This is a genomic window from Verrucomicrobiota bacterium (assembly GCA_016871535.1).
Classification (GTDB): Bacteria; Verrucomicrobiota; Verrucomicrobiia; order Limisphaerales; family SIBE01; genus VHCZ01.
The window spans coordinates 1-17,963 of record VHCZ01000119.1 but is presented as its reverse complement, the minus strand read 5'-3'; the positions used below and the strand labels follow the sequence as shown (position 1 = coordinate 17,963).

Here is a 17,963-nt window from a genome sequence, read left to right as displayed (position 1 = left end):
CACTCGTGTCCAGTTAACAACTGTTCGAAATGCATGAAACCCCCGGTTCTGAAGGTCATTCGTCATGTTCAATCTGTTGTCGATATGGAGTTCAGAGTCGCGTTTTTAGCAAATCTACTTTTTACGATTAGGTACAGATTGAGAATTTCCGAGCATTTTGAGGCATCCCCTCCGCTGAGTGGATGCCGTAATCATGAAAGTTGCAATTCATCAGCGAGGGAATTTAAGCGAAATTTGCTCGGAAATATGGCGTTTGTTCAGCAGAGCGAACCAGCAAGCGATACAGAGATTTGGAAGACATTGATCATCAATAATTATAAGCTGGACACCAGTGCGGTGGAACGCGTCCCTACCTGGTTCAAGAGCTGCGGTTGGCTTTGCCTTCTTTGCGCAGGTGTGGCAAGAATCTGGCCACCGGATGAAACGACATTGTTCACTTTTCGTTGGAGCCGTCTGTGCGGCCTGGAGCGCGCTAAACTCGCCGGCCTCGGCTCAAAACACCAACTCCGCCAGCGAAGCCCGCTTCCTCGCCAACACCCGGCAACTCACTTATGACGGTCGCCGCAGCGGGGAAGGTTACTTCTCTTCGGATGGCAAGCAGATCGTTTTCCAGAGCGAACGCGAGCCAGGCAATCCCTTTTACCAGATTTACATCCTGGACCTTGAATCCGGCGACACCCACCGGGTTTCTCCTGGAATCGGCAAAACGACTTGCGCCTTCTTTCGGCCTCGAACCGACGAAGTGCTCTTCGCCTCAACCCATCACGACCCCGAAGCCAGGGCCAAACAACAGGCCGAACTCGACTTCCGCGCCACCGGCAAGGAACGCCGCTACTCCTGGGATTACGACGAGCAGATGGAAATTTACTCGGCCAAACGCGACGGCACGCAACTGCGCCGGCTCACGAACACCTACGGCTACGACGCCGAGGCTTCGTATTCGCCGGACGGGACAAAAATCGTTTTCACCTCCATCCGCGACGCCTATCCGCCGGACAAACTTTCTGCGGAAGACCAGAAACGGCTGAAACTCGATCCGTCCTACTTCGCGGAAATCTACCTCATGAACGCGGATGGCTCCGATGCGCGGCGGCTCACGTCCACGCGGGGCTACGACGGCGGACCTTTTTTTTCGCCCGACGGCCAGCGCATCCTCTGGCGGCGGTTCAATGCCGAAGGCACCATTGCGGACATTTACACGATGAAGCCGGACGGTTCGGAGGTCCGGCGATTGACGGACTTCGGTTGCATGGCCTGGGCGCCGTTTTTTCATCCTTCCGGCCAATACGTCATCTTTACCGCCAACAAACTCGGCTTCTCCAATTTTGAATTGTTCGTCGTCGATGCCGCCGGAGAACGCGAACCGGTGCGAGTGACCTTCACCGACGGTTTCGACGGCCTGCCTGTTTTCTCACCGGGCGGACACCGCCTTTGCTGGACGTCAAACCGGACGAGCGATGCGAAAGCCCAATTGTTTCTCGCGGGTTGGAAACATCCCGAAGCGGTCGTGGCCCTGGACGCTTCGCCGCGCCGAGTGCCGCCCGCCTCTGCGGCTGCCCAAGCCGGCCCGACTTTTCCCGCAGCGATCTCCGCCGATGATCTCCGCGCTCACGTTGGATTTCTCGCGTCGGATGCCTTGGAAGGCCGTATGACCGGCAGCGAGGGAAACGCGAAAGCTGCCGATTACCTCGCGGGCCAATTCCGGGCGCTTGGGCTTGCGCCGCTCGGCGAAAACGGATCGTTCTTCCAGGAATTCGAGTTCAACGCCGGAGTCAAAGTTCTTCCGAATCAGAATCACGTCTCGATTCAACGTCCGCGCGACAACGTGACGGACACGATGGTTTTTGAGGGCGACAATGACCTTCGCCCGCTGTCGTTCACGGACAACGGCGAGGTCGAAGGCGAAGTCGTGTTTGCCGGTTACGGGCTGTCGATGCCGGGGAAGCCGGGCGAAGGCTACGATTCCTACGCCGGGCTGAACGTCTCCAACCGCATCGTCCTGGCGCTGCGCTACGCTCCTGAAAACGTCGAGGCGAAACGCCGGCAAGAATTGAACCGCTATGCCGCGCTTCACTACAAGGCCACCATCGCCCGTAACCACGGCGCAAAGGCGATCCTCATTGTCGCCGGTCCGAACTCGCCGAATCCAGGCGCGCTCGCGCCGCTTTCTTCGGACGCCAGTTTGACCGGCTCAGGAATTATTGCGGCGTCACTGAGCGCGAATGCCGCTGAAGCCATCTTGTCGGCGGCAGGCAAAAACTTGCAGGCCTTGCAGACCGGGCTGGACACGGAAAACCCGCACGCGGAAGGCGGATTCCTCATTCCCGGCGTGAAGGTGAGAATCAAGGCGGCCGTGGAGCGAATCAGGAGGACCGACCGCAACGTGATCGCGCTTCTGCCTTCGAACGCAGGCGTGAAGCCCGACAGTTACCTCCTGTTCGGCGCCCACTACGATCACCTGGGGCGCGGCGGGAACAACACTCTGGCGCGAAAGGAAGAAGAAGGCCAAATCCACAACGGCGCGGACGACAACGCGTCCGGCGTGGCCGCACTGCTGGAATTGGCAGCGGCGCTGGCCGAGGAGAAAAAGCAGAAGCCGGGTGAATTTCCGCACGGCCTGATCTTCGCGTTTTGGTCCGGAGAAGAACTGGGCCTGCGCGGCTCGTCGCATTTCGCCGAACACGCCCCCGTGGCGCTGACGAATGTGCTGGCTTATCTGAACTTCGACATGGTCGGCCGCCTGCGCGACAACAAATTGATCCTCCAGGGCGTCGGCTCGTCCTCGGCCTGGCGACGCTTGATTGAGAAACGCAACGTCGCGGCCGGATTCAACCTGACTCTTCAGGATGATCCTTATCTGCCCACGGACGCGACCGCGCTTTATCCGAAAGGCGTGCCGGTGTTGAATTTCTTCACCGGCAGCCACGAGGATTACCACCGCCCGACCGACGACGCAGCGACCTTGAATTATGACGGCCTCGAGCGGATCGCAAAATTCGCGCGTGGGATTGTTCAAGACCTGCTCAAAGCACCAGACCGTCCTGACTATGCAAAGGTGCAACGCAGCGACCGCCCCGGCGGCGGACGAGACGGCCTCCGAGCTTATTTGGGGACGATCCCGGATTACGCCACGGAAGTGAAGGGCGTAAAGCTGTCCGGCGTGCGCGGCGGCAGCCCGGCGGACAAAGCCGGACTCAAAGGCGGCGACATGATCGTCGAGTTCGGCGGGCAAAAGGTCGTGAACATTTACGATTATACTTACGCCCTGGAGGCCGTGAAAATCGGCCAGCCTGTGACCATCGCCGTGCTGCGCGAGGGAAAGAAGGTCGAGTTGAAAGTGACGCCGGAAGCCAGAAAATAGGCGTTAGACACGAATTTCACGAATTGCCACGAATTGGAGGGAATGCGGTGAATCGATCCCTTCGCGATGGACATGAAGCAGAACTTCTCGCGTTACCCACAGAACTGGGGACTCAAAGGACCGGACAAGAACATTGATCATCGTCGCGTCCCCAACCTGCAGACCTACTTCAAACGCCGCGGGTGGGAAATCCCCATCTCGACGGAGTCCCGCGGCTATCGCCCCGGCGATCTGGTGACGTGCACTGTGCCTCCCAATCTTCCGCACATCATGATCGTAAGTGATCGGACCAACGCGGCTGGACGGCCTTTCGTGATTCAGAACATTGGCGCGGGAACGCAGGAGGAAGACCGGTTGTTTGAATTCAAGATCACAGGCCATTTCCGGATCAAAAAAGGCGAAGCGGCCGCTTCAGGCAAATGACGGTAACCCTCGTTAACGACGGTGGAGCGACGCTCCTGCGGAGCTTTTCTTCGATGGCATTGGCTCGGGAAGAGCCTCGCCCCACCTTGGGGATACCAAATGACGGATTCCGGAGCTTGAATAACCGGACGCTTCCTCATAATCTCAGTCCAATCGATCCAACTTAGTACTATGACCAGGCTACATTTCTCTGCTTGCATTTCAACGCTCCTGCTTTGTTCTGCGATTTCCTGGGCGGCGGACCCCGCAGCTCCGGAACCGCCCATCTTCAAAGACAAAAACCTCGAAGCCGCCGTCCGCAAATTCGTCTTCGAGAAACGCGACAACGACAAGCCGCTTGTCGAAGCGGACCTCGTTAACCTCTCCACGATCCAGGCCAACGCGAAAGGCATCAAAGACCTGAGCGGACTCGAAAAGTGCGTGAACCTCGCCTCGCTCGATCTGGCGGAGAATCTGGTCACGGATCTCACGCCCCTGAAGGGCATGTCGAAACTGCAATATCTAAACCTGGCGGACAACCGGATCAGCGACATCCGTCCGCTGGCCGAGGTCAAGGCGCTCCAATACATCGAGCTGTCCCATAACCAGGTCAGGAACATCCGGCCTTTGAGTTCGCTCACGAATCTGGCGTCCTTGTATCTTGGACATAATCAGATCCTGGACATCTATCCCCTGGTCAACCTGCGGAAGCTGTCTTCGCTTTACCTGGACAACAACCGGATCGAAACGGTTGACGAGATTGGGAATCTGAAAGGCTTGATGACACTTTCTTTGAACAACAACGTCATTTCGGACCTGGCCCCGTTGGAGGGCCTGACCGGGCTCTATTATCTCTTTCTGGAGGGAAACGAAATCCGTGATCTCACCCCGTTGGTCAAAATCGTGAAGAAAGATGTCGAGGGCGAAAAGCGGTTCGCGCCGTTCCTCAAGGTCTATCTGCAACGGAATCCGCTCAGCACGGAGGCGAAGAAAACGCAACTCGCCGCTCTGCAGGAGCGCGGAGTGAGAGTGAACTGATCCAAGAGTTCAAAAACTCCACAGGAGGAAACAGAGTGAACGGAGAGTAAAACGCTCGACTGAAAGCTCTCAGTTTCCTTGCACCAAGCTCGGCGCTGGCGGGATCAACAGTACACGAGGACGTAGGGATTGAGCGGAGTGGCGTTATTGATATTTTGGATTTTGTTGATCCAGGCGGCAGTGAGTTCCTTCCCTTTGGCGATGACGAGCACGCCGCTGGTATTGTAGATATCTCCCGCCAGCACCATTCCGGCCTGCAACTCCGCCAGCAGAATTTCCCGCTGGCCTCGGGGCAGTTCCGTCGCCGGCACCGCTTTGGCAATAGCTTCAACGGCGTGGGGGTCGAACATCTTGTCCGCCTGCGTCTGGATGTCGTTCAACACCTGTGCCGCGGCCTGGTGCCGGCTGCAGAAATAAACCGCAACCGCGAGCAGGCGCGATAGCCAGGAAATGGTCTCGCCCTTCAGCCGGTCCGGATAGCCCGTGCCATCCCAGTTTTCATGGTGCGAGCGGATCACTTCGCCGGCCTCCCGGAAAATGGAATAACTCTGCAACATTTCCTCGGATTGCTTTGGATGCTTCCGAATGATGCCCATTTCCTCGTCCGTGCATCAGTCCGGCGAACGAAGCCAGCGGCGCACGATGGGGCGGTCCACTCCCACCAGGGCGATATCGTGAAGGGCCGCAGCCCAGATCAAACTTTGCGCCTGGCTCGCCGGCAGACTCAGTTGTTCGCCGACCGTTTTGCACAAGGCCATCGCGCGCGTCGCGGTGTTGCCCAGGTTGGGATGAAATTCGCTGAGAATCTTGAGGAAGGCCTCCACCGAGCAATCCGCCTGGTCCGCGCTCGCAAGGCCGGCCGGAGCGGCACCCGCCTCAGTCCTGGCGGCGGCAGCTTCGGTTGCCGAGGCCGCCTCCGCTTCTTCGGGTGCGCCCACTTCAAGCCGGGAAGCGGAGATTTTGCGGGCGACCGAATTGCGAAGCACGACCAGCAGTTCTTCCAGAAGCCAGGGCTTGGTCAGGTAGCGGTGGATCACGCCAGACTGGACCGCATCGAGCAACTCCTTGACCTCGAGTTGTCCGCTGAGCATCAGGCGGATCACATCCGGGTGGGACTCGCGGACTTTGCCCAACAGTTCAAGGCCGGTCATGCCGGGCATTTCGTGGTCGGCCAGAATGATGGAAAAGCTTTCGCGCTTGAGCGCATCCAACGCCTTGGCGGCGCTGTCCACGAACGTGGCATTGAAGCCTTCCGGTTGAAGCTGCTCCTTCAACACGGACAAAATCATGGGCTCGTCATCCACGACCAAAATCTTTGCCACGCTGGGATCCATTGCGACTGAAACACTCGACATAACAGAATCGTTTTGAAAACGAGATTTTCGGTAAGAGAGCTAAAAGTCAAGCCGGACTCGCCGCCGCGTTGATCGCTCATGAGTTACGCATGGACTTTCTTTGGGGCTGGTGTAAGCTGCGCCTCCGTCGAACAGCGCGAACTGCATTCCATGTCAACCTATGAAAACATTCACCCTCATGAGCATCACGATTTGTATGGCGGCCTGGCTGGGTGGCGGCGCTCCCGCAGCCCGGGCGGGTGAACCCTTGAAAGTGGGCGATCCGGCCCCGAACTTCGATCTTCCCGGAAGCGACGGCAAGACGTACAAGCTCTCCGACTTCAGGGGCAAGAAAGCCGTCGTTCTGGCCTGGTTTCCAAAAGTTTTTACGGGTGGCTGAACGGCCGAGTGCAAGTCGCTCCGTGAGAGCGGCGCAGAAATCCGCAAGTTCGACGTCGCCTATTTTACCGCCAGTTGTGATCCGATCGACGGAGAAAAAGGAATCAAAGCCTTCGCGGAATCGCTGAATGCGGATTACCCGATCTTGGCCGACGCCAGCAAGGACGTGGGGCGCGCCTACGGCGTCATTCACGACCAACGGAACGTTCCCGAACGTTGGACCTTCTACATCGGCAAAGACGGCAAAATCCTCCACATCGACACGAAGGTGAGCACCAAATCCCACGGCGCCGATATCGCCTCGAAGTTGAAGGATCTCGGCGTCGCGGAGAAGAAATAGCCGCGAAGCCAAACAGATTACAGACGCCAAGTGGGCCGGTACGACGCCGGCCCATTTTGTTTACTTCGCCATCAGCCCTTTCAAATAAGCCAGAATCAAGTCCGGCAAATCGCTGCTGTAACCGCCCTCCAGCAGGCTCAACGCGGGAATGCCGAGTTTGCGGATCGATTCCCCCAGCCAATGGAAGTCCTCGGCTTCCAGGGTTTCCTGCGCTATCGGATCGCGGGCATAAGCGTCGAACCCGGCTGAGACCAGCACCAAATTGGGTTTGAACTTCTTCAAGTCCTCCAGCGCGCGAGCCAGGACTTTTCGATACTCCTCCCGCGGGGTTCGGGGCGCGACCGGGTAATTGAAGCAATTGCTGCCGACGTCTTTTGTCCCCGTCCCCGGATAACACGGATGCTGGTGGATCGAGTAAAAGGCGGTGTGCGGATGATCGACCAGGATCGCTTCGGTGCCATTCCCGTGGTGCACGTCGAAATCATACACGGCGACGTTGGCGGTGCCGGTCGCCCGCGCTTCGAGAGCCGTGATCGCGATTGTGCTTAAATAGCAAAAACCCATGGCCCGGTCGCGCGTCGCGTGGTGGCCGGGCGGGCGCAGTAAAGTGAAAGCGACTTCGCCATTGCGCGCCGCCTTCAATGCCTGCAACGCGCCGCCCACCGAACGGCACGCGTGCTCGTAAATCTTCGGGTGCGCCGGAGTGTCTCCGTCAAAATCATGGGCGGCGGACTTCACTCGTTCGAGGTGTTCCATGGAATGGGCGCGGGTCAGGATTTCTTCCTCAACCGGCAGGGGTTCGGCCCAGCTGAGGGCGAGATCAGTCTGGCTGCGGAGCCGTTCGAGGGTTTTGCTGATGCGGGCGGGCCGCTCCGGGTGGCCCGGCGAGGAATAGGTCGTGCAACGTTCGTCAGTGATGATTTTCACATAGGCCAGTGTGCCGCAAAACAGAAATCGTTACAACGTTACAGCGTTGCAACGGGCGAGAGTTAAATGAGTTAAATGGTGGTGAATGGGTTAAAGTGGTTGAAAACTTTGAACCTTAAACTTTGAACTCCCCTGCGCGGCCGGGGCGCTGGGCTTCTACCGCAGCGGTTTGGCCGTGCGCCGTTCCCCGCCGATGTGGAGGGTGATTCCATCGGCCACGCCGGCGGCGTTTGTTTGGAATAGGAGCCGCGTATCGACCGATTTCATGAAGAAGGCCGCCGGCGATTCGGCGAACAAGGCAAACGAATTGTCCTTTCCCGGCGACTGGAATCGCGCCGTGAGCTGGGATTCGGCCCGCGAAATCGTGATCGTCAAATCGTCGCCCGACCGATATTTCCCCACGTAGCGGTCGAGAACATTCGTAGAGTAGGTAAACTCCCGTTGGCCCGCGTCTTCCAGATCTCGAATCCAGATATTCCGGTAGCGGACCGGATTGCCATGGTCTTGAAGCGAAAGCGGCAATTTGTCCGGGTGCGGGCGATACGGCGCGCGTTTCATCCAACCGGTCGGCCCTGAAAGCGCGGCATGGTTTTGGACCAGAACGCCGTTGTGCAACACGGTGAGCCGTGCCGGGGAAACCAGTTCTCCGTTCTCGTTGAAGCGTGGCCGCGTGAAAATGATGTCGTAGGTTTGCCATTGGCCTGCCGGAAGCGCCGCATTGGCCAGGGGCGGATACTGCGCGTAAATCGCGCCGGCGTATCCGTCGGCATAGGTCGCGTTTCCGTGAGAATCGAGCACCTGGACTTCGTAAAGGCCCATCAAGAAGACGCCGCTGTTTCCACGGCCCTGCCCTTGTCCTTTCGGGGGCGCCGGCGCGGCCCATTCGATGTGGAGCTGGCAATCGCCAAAATTCTGCAACGTGCGAATGTATCCACTGTCTTTGACGCATTCCAGGCAACCGTCGCGCGCGGTCCATTTGGGCGGGCTGCCGTCGAGGCTGCACCACGGGCTCAGATCCTTCCCATCGAACAAAACAATCGCATCCGAAGGCGGCCGTCCGGGATGTTCCGGCGTGCCGGGTGTTCCAGGCTGGACGACCGGCGGGCGCGGCCGTGAAGTGTCGTGAATCCTCCAGGACGGATCCGGCTGCGCCAGGCCAGAGAGTTGGAAGCTCATGGCCGCAATCCCGGCAAACCGAGCGAACGCTCCAGACCAAGGCACGCTCGCAAATGAAGTGCATTTCATAACAAGTGGCAGCGCAAGACTGGCTATCGGGAACACAAACGAGTTCCAAGACTAAACTGAACGGCTCCGCGTCACGCGCACCGCCACATGGCGAGGGTCGGGCAAGATGAATTTCTTCACTTCGACCGATGCCGTCCGCGCGCCGAATTCAGCCAGCATCAACTCGGCGATTTCGACGGCCAGCGTCTCGATCAATTTCCATTTGCGTCCTTCTCCCAAACCGAGCAGCCGGTTGCACACGGCGTGGTAATCGATCGTGTGCTTCAAGTCATCGGCCGCCGCCGCGCGCGAGAAGTCGCAGCCCAATTCCACCGTGATCAGGAGCTTCTGAGGCGTCGCGCGTTCCGCATCCGGCGCCCCGACGCGGTAGAGAACCGCCAGATCCTGGATAATAATTGTGTCCATTAGCTAGAGCCACTAAGCCGTTTCTATTTCAATGGGAATTGGTGAATCGCCCTCACCCTAGCCCTCTCCCCCAGGAGAGGGAACGGTCATTTCCCCCGCTGAAAAAGGTCCCCGATCGGTGGCCGAACCAGCGGCGCAGAAAAGTCTCTCCCTCTCATGGGGGAGAGGGCTGGGGTGAGGGCGATTGGCGCTTCATCCTGATGGTTACGGCTGAGCTAACTCATGCTGGCTGCTGCGCACAGCGTTGAGCAGCTTTCGCGTCGGCTGATTCAGGTCAAGTTTCATGGCGTCGGCGACGGAGACCCATTGAAATTCCTGCGCTTCGCCATTCAGCACCACCGCCGGCTCGCCCGCGCAACGGCAGGTGTAATTCAGGAGTATGAAATGCGCGGGACGGTAAAACTCCCGGGAGTGAATGCACTCTTGAACCAGGACGAACTGGATGTGCGTCACATCCAGATTGGTTTCTTCCTTGAGCTCGCGCCGCAGCGCGTCGTCAGCCGTTTCGCCAAATTTGATCTTTCCGCCGGGAATACCCCAGAGGTTCGACCATTTGTGCGTGCGAATCATCAGGACCCGCCCGGCCGAATCAAAGATCAACGCGCCGACCGTGGTGATGGGCAATTCCGGGGACGCCGCGGCCAACCCTGCCGCGCCAATCTCAAGCTCCCAATTCCTCCGCTCCAGCACTTCCCGGAGTTCGCCGAGATGCTCGACAATCAAATCCGGGGCGCTGGCGCGGAGCCGATCCAAGTGCGTGTATCCCGTGAGCACGGCGCACGAGAAAACGCCGCCGTGCTTGGCGCTTTCGATATCGTGTTGCATGTCTCCGACAAAAAGAGTCTCCCGCGGGTCCAGATGGTTCTCAGCCAGCACCTCTTTGATTCGCTCGCGTTTGTCCCAGACGCCGACGTAAGCGCGGTCGAGATACGGGCCCAGACCGGTGCTAGCCGCTTGCGCCGCGAAATGATCGGCGTGAACCGTGCTCAAGAGAAACGTGCGCAGGCCGCGTTGCCGGCAAAGCTGCAGGAATTCCCGCGCGTGCGGAATTTCCTTCACGGAATCCTGCACAGTTCGGAAGTGTCCGTGAAACCATTCTTCGAGTTGCGGCAACGGAATGTGAGGCGTGTATCGGTTGTAGAAGCCGGTAAACGGGAGGGAGAATTCGGCGCGGAAACGTTCCAGCGTCCATTCTTCGAGACCGGCGCGGCGGAACACCTCGTTGGTCGCCTTCCAAACTGCGGGCAAATCATCGGCCAGGGTCCCCGACCAGTCGAAGATAATGTTGCGAATCACGCGCGGAGCTTAGCCGCGCGAAGCGACGCCGCAACGATGGAGTTGAACCGGGGAGCGCACGCCGCCCTCGTGTGTTCCGACCGGCGCCAGTTCTGCGCTATCTTCAGTGGCTGCGTCGTGGATTTCGAACGTCCCCTTCCCTCTCACCCTGGCCCTCTCCCTCAGGGAGAGGGGAAAGGCATCCCCGCTAGGACAACCCGGGGCGTTCGACGCTTCGAGACGCAGCGGTCAATGCTCCCTCTCCCCAAGGGAGAGGGCCGGGGTGAGGGGGAAGGGGCGATCTCATGACTCCAAGAAGTTGGCCACTGGAATCAGCGAGGAACCCCGGCGCCTCGCCGGTCGGAAGGGGGCGGCAGACGGTCACTGAATAGTGATTTGTTCGATGGCACCCTTGTGGTCGGCGAGGGCGCGTGCGCTCCCCAGCGAAACTGAATAGACACGACTACGGCCTTTTGCGGGGCACGGCGCGGACGCGCACGAACTGGTGCTGGCGTTGGCTGACCGGATTCACAAGCCCGTAGGTGACCTCCGAAGTGCCGGTGCCGTCATATAGGTTCCGCGGCTGTTTCTTCACGGCGACCTCGGCCGTGCTGGCCGTCCAGTGCTCCAGGTCAGGGGACGTTTCGACGATGTAGTCCAGAATCGATCCCGCTCGCCGGCGGAACGTGAGCGAGAGGAAAGTTTGCCCGGCGCTCGAACTCAGTGTCGTCCGCACCAGCGAACCCGATCGGGAATTCTTCGGATCCGTCCCAAAGGCGAATTCAGCGAAGTTGCTGGCGCCGTCCGCATCCGGATCTTCCGACGGCATGGCGCCCGCGCCGCCGAGAAAGCGTTGTTCCCAATCGTCCGGAAGTTGGTCGGCATCTGGGTCCGCAACCGAGGCTGCGCTGAGAAAAATCCGTTTCAGCCTTTCGCGATTCTCGGCATCCGCCAGATCATTCTCGGTCAGATTGAACACGGCGAACAAACGGTTCTGCGAATCCAGAATCCACACATCGCGGTAACTTACCTGCCAGCGTTGCCAGACTTGATCCATGCTCGTGTCCTGGAGCCAGGGAAGACTGCGGTCAGCCGTTATGGAATAATTGAAGGGCTCCTGGTCCTCGCGATTGACTCCCAAAATCTCGATGTTCAAATCCGGCCGTGCCGCCTTGAGTTCCGATTGAATAGATTGGAGGTGCCCGAACTGGGCACTGCAATAACCTCACCCCGCAGCGCCGAAGTAGTAGCCCGATACTTGAAGCAAGTAGTCGCGCGGAGAAACCTGAGCGCTTCTCCGTTCCGAGTTGGGGTTCGCGTCCAGGAGATGAAAATCGGAGACCGGCGCGCTCGCCCACGACACGGTTGCGACCAGGGACAAACCGAGGTTCCAAATCAAGCGGCTCATGCAGGCAAAATGCCAGCCGCGGCACGCATTGTCAAAGTTAGACATGGAACTTGAACAGGATCACGTCCCCATCCTGCACCACGTAGTCCCGGCCCTCCACGCGATACAGTCCGTGCTCGCGAGCCGCGGCCAACGAGCCGCACCGGGTGAGATCATCGAACGCCACGGTCTCGGCTTTGATAAAGCCGCGCTCGAAATCGGTGTGAATGATGCCTGCGGCGCGTGGCGCCGTGTCCCCGGCGTGAACCGTCCAGGCGCGGGCTTCCTTCTCATTCGCCGTGAAGAAGGTCCGCAAGCCCAGCAAATGATACGTGCCGCGGATCAACGCCCCGACGCCGGATTCCGTGACGCCCAGTTCGCGAAGATATTCGCTTGCTTCGTCCGGAGATAGATCGACCAGATCGCTTTCCAATTGCGCGCAGATCACGACCGTCTCGCAGCCGTGGTGGGTGCGCGTGTAGTCGCGGACTTGGGACACGTGGAGAGCGCTCGTTGAACTGAGACCTTGTTCCCCACGATTGAAGATGCCAATCGCATCGGCCAGGTCGCTCTCTTTGACATTGGCCGCGAAAATCGTCGGCTTGTCGGACAGGAGGAAAACCGATTTCGCGGCGGCGCGCTCTTCCGGAGCCAGCCGCAGCGTGTTCGCCGGTTTGCCTTGATTCAAGTGAAGCTCGATTTTCTTGAGCACCTCCATCTCGGTCGCGGCTGCTTTGTCTCCGCGTTTGGCGTCTTTCGACACTTTCTCCAAACGGCTCTGGACCGACTCCAGATCCGCCAGGACCAGTTCCGTGAAGATCGTTTCAATGTCTCGCACCGGATCGATTGCGCCGGCCACGTGCGGAATGTTCTCGTCCTCGAAACAACGGACCGCCTGAATGATCGCATCGACCTCGCGAATGTGGCTGAGGAATTTGTTGCCCAGCCCTTCCCCTCGCGACGCGCCTTTGACCAGCCCCGCGATATCCACGAACTCAATCGCGGCGTGGACGACAGCCGGGGACTTCGCGATCTTTGCGAGCGCCTCCAATCGGGGATCGGGCACGGCGACCACGCCCAGGTTGGGGTTGATCGTGCAGAACGGAAAAGCCGCCGCTTCCGCCTTGTGCGACCGCGTCAGCGCATTGAACAACGTCGATTTCCCGACGTTGGGCAATCCAACGATGCCGGCTTTTAACATACGCCCACCACAAGAATCGGATTCGTATTGTAACAGGAGGAAACAGAGAGAACAGAGGTTCCGGCGCCTTCTCGCCTCACATCCCTCACGTCAATGGTTGCCTTTTCGTGACTCGACGCTGATCCGTTCCCTCGCCACTTCATCTCCGTCCGAATTCGTGTTGATTGGTGTTCATTCGTGGTTGAACCGAATAGATATGGCTAAGTGGTCCGTTTCGTAAATACGCTCACGTTCGTTGCGCCCAATTTGGCCTGGGGCAAGGCGCGACGAGCGAGCATCCCCCGCCAGTGGGGCTGTGACCGAGGAGCAACGCAGCCCCAGGCAAAATTCGGCGCAACCCGAAGGGCGGCAGTTCTTTTTCGCCAGACTTCGTTGCTTGCTCCTTACAGATCCACTTCGGGATATGCTCGTCGCTCGCGCCTCGTCTGGCCGAAAAATCCCTTGCCGCGAACGTGAGCGTATTTACGAAACGGACCACTAAGCTAAGCTAAGGGTCTGTCTGAGAATTGTCTTCTGGGTGGAACAGGCCACCGGCCTGTTGCGGCGGGCTACCAGCCCGCCGGGCCTTTTGGCGGCAGGTTGCCGCCAAAAACGGGCTGGTAGCCCCTTCCACCCATTTTTCAGACAGCGCTAAGTCCCGCCGGTCGAAACCACGGCTTCGCGAATGGTGTCTTTGAACTTCTCCACGCCTTCGCCAAAAGCCGCGGCGATGGGCAGGACGCCCGTCTTTCGAACTTTCTGTTTGAACTTCTTCAGGTTCCGCTCCGCCACGGGCTCGTCCATTTTGTTGGCTACGACCAGGCGCGGTCGGTCCAGCAACTTCGGATCGTAAAGTCCAAGTTCATTGATCAACTGGTGATAGTCGTCCCAGGGCGCACGCCCGTCCGTCCCGGCCATGTCCAGCAGCAACACCAGAATCTTGCAGCGCTGGATGTGGCGGAGAAACGCGTGCCCCAGACCCACGTTCCGGTGCGCGCCCTCGATCAATCCGGGCACATCGCAGACCGTCAGCCGATGAAAGTCCGCATACTCCACGATCCCAATCTGCGGGTGCAGCGTGGTGAACGGATATGGCGCAATCTTGGGCCGCGCGTGAGAAATCGCGGATAGCAGCGTGGATTTCCCGGCGTTTGGGTAACCCACCAGCCCAACCTCCGCGATCAATCGCAACTCCAGACGGAATTGGCCCTCGCCGCCGGGTTCGCCCGGTTGGGCAAACCGGGGCGTTTGCCGGCGCGCCGTGGCGAAGTTGCGGTTTCCCAAACCGCCGCGGCCTCCCTGGCAGAGCACGAATTGCTCGCCGTGCCGCACCAAGTCCGCCACCAATTCTCCCCCCGGATCGGAATCCGTTCTGCCCGAACTCTCCGGCTCGTTCGTCAGGTCGATTTCCAGAGCTGGAATCCCGCCCGATCGCCGGAAAACCGGCCGCTGCGCCGTGGAAAGCTTAAGGGGCTGCGCAACGGGTTCTTCGCTTTCTGCGGAAGTTTCCTCGACTGCGCAGGGCGGGGAGTCCGGGGGCAATTTCCAGACCAGCGTGCCGCAAGGGACTTTCACGATCAGATCCTTTCCAGCGCGTCCATCCATGCCTTTGCCCATCCCGGCCTTGCCGTTCTCCGCGATCAATCTCGGGGAATAATACTGCGCGATGAGGTTGTTCAAATCGTGGTCGGCCTGGAGGATCACATTTCCTCCCCGCCCGCCATTGCCGCCGCTGGGTCCGCCTTTGGGCACGAACGTTTCGCGGTGGAACGCGACGCATCCCTTGCCGCCATGCCCGGCCCGGGCGAAAATCTTTACTTCATCAACAAACATTCAAAGTAGAACAGGCATCCTGCCGGTCCCGATGCCTTAGTGGTCATCGTGTTTATGTCCATGACCACTTAGCCGCAGTTTTGCCGCCTGTTCTGTGTGCAGGAACCGACAGGCAGGCTGGAAGCCTGCCCTACAGTTGGCTTCTGAATCTCCACAAAACAAAAAGGCGAGGCCAATGACCTCGCCGTGAAATCTGGAAGACTGGAGTTAATTGCTCGCAGGAGCCGGCTCAGGCAAAACGTTGATCCGGTGGCTGTCCTTGTCGAAAGCCACGCGGCCATCCGTTAGCGCGAACAAAGTCCAGTCGCGCCCCGTGCCGACGTTTTTTCCCGCGACGAACTTGGTGCCGCGCTGCCGCACGAGAATGCTGCCGGCGGTGACGAACTCGCCGCCAAATCGTTTTACGCCCAGCCGCTTGCTGACGCTATCGCGCCCGTTGCGGACGCTGCCTTGACCTTTCTTGTGTGCCATAACGCTACGTCTTGATTTCTTTGATCTTCACGACCGTGAGTTCCTGGCGATGCCCCACTTTGCGGTGGTAACCCTCGCGGCGCCGCATCTTGAAAGCGATGAGTTTGGGGCCACGAATGTGCTCCACGACATCGGCCACGACACTGGCCTGCGCCACCGTCGGCGACCCGACCGAGACCTTCCCTTCATTGTTCACGAGCAAGACCCGGTCGAACGTATAGGACTGGCCCGCGGGCACGTCCAGACGTTCGATCTCCACGCGGTCGCCCGGCGCGACTCGATACTGTTTACTGCCGGTTTCCAATACAGCGTACATAAAGTTCCCTTTGCAAAGGGGCCAAATAAGACCAAAAGCACATTGGGGTGTCAACGATTCATTTCTGCACAACTTATCACCGATCACTGACAACTGATTCACTGACCGTGCGCCCGCTTCTCCCATTCGACGAATTGCAGGCTCAGATCCTCCCATTTCTTGCGGGGCGGACGAGGGCCCTGCACCCATTCCACCTGGCGGCCTCGCCAGAGTGAGTAAATCGCGGGGACAATTTCGAGCGTGAGGATTGTGCTGGTGATGAGGCCGCCAATCATGGGCGCGGCGATGCGTTGGATGGCTTCCGCTCCTGCTCCGTGCGCCCACAAGGCAGGCACAAGCCCCATCGTCACCATCGGCACGGTCATCAACTTGGGCCGGACGCGTTGCACCGCGCCGTAAGTGATCGCCTCGAAGAGATCGTGCTGCGTTTTCATCCGGCCCGCGTTTTGGTACGCGTGGAAGGCCTCATCCAGGTAAATGATCATCACGGTGCCCGTCTGTGCGGCGAGTCCGGCGAGCGCGATGATGCCAACCCAGACGGCAATGCTCATGTTGTAGCCCAGCAACCAGAGCAGCCAGATGCTCCCGGTCATCGCGAAGGGGATCGAGAGGAGAATGATGAAGGTCTCGGCCACACTCTTGAAGTTCATGTAGAGCAACACGAAAATGAGCGCCAGCGTGACCGGCACCACCACCTTGAGCCGTTCGCGCACCCGGAGCATGTGCTCATATTGCCCGGACCACTCAAATCGGTAGCCGGCTGGCAACAGGCCCGGTTTTTCAATCTTCTCCGCGACAGCTTTCTTGGCTTGCTCGACGTAGCCGCCGATATCGCGTCCGGTCATGTCCACATAAACCCAGCCCGTCAGTGCGCCGTCTTCATTCCGGATCACGGGCGGGCCGCTGGTCGTTCGCATTTCGACGAGCTGGCTCAGCGGGATTTGCCGAATGCCGCCTGGAGCGGAACCGGAAAAGGAGCGCGACAGGGAAGCGGTCGCGCTGGTCATGGCCGAATCTGAGTTCACGCCATTCTCCGTTGCGCTCATCATGACCGGGACCAGCACGCGCTGGAGCTTGTCCACGTCATCCCGCAGTTCGCGGCTGTAACGGACGTTGATGGAATAACGCTCGCGCCCTTCGATGGTGCGCTCGAAAGCCATGCCGCCGATAGCGGTCTCCACCAAGTCCAACACCTCCTCTACGTTCAAGCCATACCGGGCGATGGCCTCGCGGTTCGGAACGATGTCGAGGTAATAGCCGCCCGTGGTTCGCTCCGCGTAAACACTGCGCGTCCCAGGCACCTGGCGGATCACGGATTCCAGATGCTCGCCCAGCTTGCGGATTTCTTCGAGATCCGGGCCGAAGATTTTGATGCCGATCGGCGTGCGAATGCCGGTGGTGAGCATGTCGATGCGGGCTTTGATGGGCATGGTCCACGCGTTGACCTGGCCGGGGATTTGGAGCGCTTCGTCCATCTCGGCGATCAGTTCCTCCCAGGTGATCGGCCGCGCGTCCGACCAAATTCTGCGCAGGCCCTTCTGCGCCCATTCGGGCGCCCAACTGGAATACCAGCGCGGTTGCGGCAATTTGCGCCAGTCACTTTCCGGCTTCAACTGAATGACACTCTCGAACATTTCCAACGGCGCGGGGTTGGTGGCGGTTTCGGAGCGGCCTGCTTTGCCATGAACGGTCAGGACTTCAGGAAACTGTTTGAGGATGCGGTCTTGGATCTGCATCAGCCGTGTCGCCTCCGTGATGGAAATCGTCGGCAGCGTCGTGGGCATGTAGAGAATCGTCCCTTCGTTCAAAGGCGGCATGAATTCCGAACCGAGTTTCTTGTAGAGAGGAACCGCCGAAGCCACCGCGGCGATGGCAATGGCAATGGAGAGAAACTGCCGCCTCATCAGCATGCTGACCCAAGGATAATACAGCCGGTGTAGAACGCGGCTGATGGGGTGTTTGTGTTCCGGAACCACTCGGGCGGCGGTCATCAACACAATCAACGCCGGCCCGATCGTGATGGAAAGAAACGCCGCCCAGGCCATGGTGA

Annotated in this window: 17 protein-coding genes; 4 read left to right on the top strand and 13 right to left on the bottom strand. The window is 59.2% G+C overall.

Annotated features, from left to right (window positions below):
* Nucleotides 1-418 precede the first annotated feature (418 nt).
* The 3 genes from FJ398_15825 (at nt 419) to FJ398_15815 (ending at nt 4,801) form a co-directional block, all read left to right on the top strand.
* Nucleotides 419-3,361: a M20/M25/M40 family metallo-hydrolase gene (locus FJ398_15825; GenBank protein ID MBM3839405.1), complete on the top strand. Its 2,943-nt coding sequence runs from the start codon at nt 419-421 to the stop codon at nt 3,359-3,361.
* Nucleotides 3,362-3,427: 66 nt separating this feature from the next.
* Nucleotides 3,428-3,784, top strand: coding sequence for a DUF1287 domain-containing protein (locus tag FJ398_15820; protein ID MBM3839404.1), 357 nt, complete (start codon nt 3,428-3,430; stop codon nt 3,782-3,784).
* A 171-nt stretch (nt 3,785-3,955) separates the two neighbouring features.
* On the top strand, nt 3,956-4,801 hold the full coding sequence (locus FJ398_15815) for a leucine-rich repeat domain-containing protein (protein MBM3839403.1): 846 nt from the start codon (nt 3,956-3,958) through the stop codon (nt 4,799-4,801).
* Between the two features lie 104 nt (nt 4,802-4,905).
* Here the strand turns inward: FJ398_15815 and FJ398_15810 are convergent, their stop codons facing one another.
* Both FJ398_15810 and FJ398_15805 read right to left on the bottom strand, forming a co-directional pair.
* The gene (locus tag FJ398_15810; protein MBM3839402.1) at nt 4,906-5,397 is read right to left on the bottom strand and encodes an HD domain-containing protein; all 492 of its coding nucleotides are present in this window, start codon (nt 5,395-5,397) and stop codon (nt 4,906-4,908) included.
* 15 nt (nt 5,398-5,412) lie between these two features.
* Entirely contained in the window at nt 5,413-6,156 is a 744-nt protein-coding gene (locus FJ398_15805; protein MBM3839401.1) for a response regulator, read from the bottom strand.
* A gap of 178 nt (nt 6,157-6,334) precedes the next feature.
* Between FJ398_15805 and FJ398_15800 the strand changes: the two genes are divergently transcribed.
* Nucleotides 6,335-6,874, top strand: coding sequence for a peroxiredoxin (locus tag FJ398_15800; GenBank protein ID MBM3839400.1), 540 nt, complete (start codon nt 6,335-6,337; stop codon nt 6,872-6,874).
* Between the two features lie 60 nt (nt 6,875-6,934).
* Here FJ398_15800 and FJ398_15795 read toward each other — a convergent pair whose 3' ends face one another.
* The 11 genes from FJ398_15795 to FJ398_15745 all read right to left on the bottom strand — a co-directional run.
* A complete protein-coding gene (locus FJ398_15795) occupies nt 6,935-7,801 on the bottom strand; it encodes a histone deacetylase (protein MBM3839399.1) in 867 nt (288 codons plus the stop codon).
* 156 nt (nt 7,802-7,957) lie between these two features.
* Entirely contained in the window at nt 7,958-9,046 is a 1,089-nt protein-coding gene (locus tag FJ398_15790; GenBank protein ID MBM3839398.1) for a DUF1080 domain-containing protein, read from the bottom strand.
* A gap of 51 nt (nt 9,047-9,097) precedes the next feature.
* A complete protein-coding gene (locus FJ398_15785; protein ID MBM3839397.1) occupies nt 9,098-9,451 on the bottom strand; it encodes a dihydroneopterin aldolase in 354 nt (117 codons plus the stop codon).
* Nucleotides 9,452-9,655: 204 nt separating this feature from the next.
* On the bottom strand, nt 9,656-10,747 hold the full coding sequence (locus FJ398_15780; protein ID MBM3839396.1) for an NUDIX domain-containing protein: 1,092 nt from the start codon (nt 10,745-10,747) through the stop codon (nt 9,656-9,658).
* A 442-nt stretch (nt 10,748-11,189) separates the two neighbouring features.
* On the bottom strand, nt 11,190-11,882 hold the full coding sequence (locus FJ398_15775) for a hypothetical protein (GenBank protein MBM3839395.1): 693 nt from the start codon (nt 11,880-11,882) through the stop codon (nt 11,190-11,192).
* A 69-nt stretch (nt 11,883-11,951) separates the two neighbouring features.
* On the bottom strand, nt 11,952-12,134 hold the full coding sequence (locus FJ398_15770) for a hypothetical protein (protein MBM3839394.1): 183 nt from the start codon (nt 12,132-12,134) through the stop codon (nt 11,952-11,954).
* Between the two features lie 37 nt (nt 12,135-12,171).
* Complete coding sequence (gene ychF / locus FJ398_15765) at nt 12,172-13,314, bottom strand: redox-regulated ATPase YchF (protein MBM3839393.1); 1,143 nt, start codon at nt 13,312-13,314, stop codon at nt 12,172-12,174.
* A 630-nt stretch (nt 13,315-13,944) separates the two neighbouring features.
* The gene (gene obgE / locus FJ398_15760; protein ID MBM3839392.1) at nt 13,945-15,126 is read right to left on the bottom strand and encodes a GTPase ObgE; all 1,182 of its coding nucleotides are present in this window, start codon (nt 15,124-15,126) and stop codon (nt 13,945-13,947) included.
* A 207-nt stretch (nt 15,127-15,333) separates the two neighbouring features.
* Complete coding sequence (locus FJ398_15755; protein MBM3839391.1) at nt 15,334-15,597, bottom strand: 50S ribosomal protein L27; 264 nt, start codon at nt 15,595-15,597, stop codon at nt 15,334-15,336.
* Nucleotides 15,598-15,601: 4 nt separating this feature from the next.
* The gene (gene rplU, locus FJ398_15750; protein ID MBM3839390.1) at nt 15,602-15,913 is read right to left on the bottom strand and encodes a 50S ribosomal protein L21; all 312 of its coding nucleotides are present in this window, start codon (nt 15,911-15,913) and stop codon (nt 15,602-15,604) included.
* A gap of 98 nt (nt 15,914-16,011) precedes the next feature.
* A partial coding sequence (locus FJ398_15745; GenBank protein MBM3839389.1) for an efflux RND transporter permease subunit occupies nt 16,012-17,963 on the bottom strand: 1,952 nt, incomplete at its 5' end.

What these genes read in the sequence shown, in the direction of transcription:
- FJ398_15755 (MBM3839391.1), bottom strand. Translation starts at nt 15,597, where the DNA reads ATGGCACACAAGAAAGGTCAAGGCAGCGTCCGCAACGGGCGCGATAGC.
- FJ398_15785 (MBM3839397.1), bottom strand. Translation starts at nt 9,451, where the DNA reads ATGGACACAATTATTATCCAGGATCTGGCGGTTCTCTACCGCGTCGGG.
- FJ398_15770 (MBM3839394.1), bottom strand. Translation starts at nt 12,134, where the DNA reads ATGAGCCGCTTGATTTGGAACCTCGGTTTGTCCCTGGTCGCAACCGTG.
- FJ398_15815 (MBM3839403.1), top strand. Translation starts at nt 3,956, where the DNA reads ATGACCAGGCTACATTTCTCTGCTTGCATTTCAACGCTCCTGCTTTGT.
- FJ398_15805 (MBM3839401.1), bottom strand. Translation starts at nt 6,156, where the DNA reads ATGTCGAGTGTTTCAGTCGCAATGGATCCCAGCGTGGCAAAGATTTTG.
- FJ398_15820 (MBM3839404.1), top strand. Translation starts at nt 3,428, where the DNA reads ATGGACATGAAGCAGAACTTCTCGCGTTACCCACAGAACTGGGGACTC.
- FJ398_15825 (MBM3839405.1), top strand. Translation starts at nt 419, where the DNA reads ATGAAACGACATTGTTCACTTTTCGTTGGAGCCGTCTGTGCGGCCTGG.
- rplU (MBM3839390.1), bottom strand. Translation starts at nt 15,913, where the DNA reads ATGTACGCTGTATTGGAAACCGGCAGTAAACAGTATCGAGTCGCGCCG.
- FJ398_15790 (MBM3839398.1), bottom strand. Translation starts at nt 9,046, where the DNA reads ATGAAATGCACTTCATTTGCGAGCGTGCCTTGGTCTGGAGCGTTCGCT.
- obgE (MBM3839392.1), bottom strand. Translation starts at nt 15,126, where the DNA reads ATGTTTGTTGATGAAGTAAAGATTTTCGCCCGGGCCGGGCATGGCGGC.
- FJ398_15810 (MBM3839402.1), bottom strand. Translation starts at nt 5,397, where the DNA reads ATGGGCATCATTCGGAAGCATCCAAAGCAATCCGAGGAAATGTTGCAG.
- ychF (MBM3839393.1), bottom strand. Translation starts at nt 13,314, where the DNA reads ATGTTAAAAGCCGGCATCGTTGGATTGCCCAACGTCGGGAAATCGACG.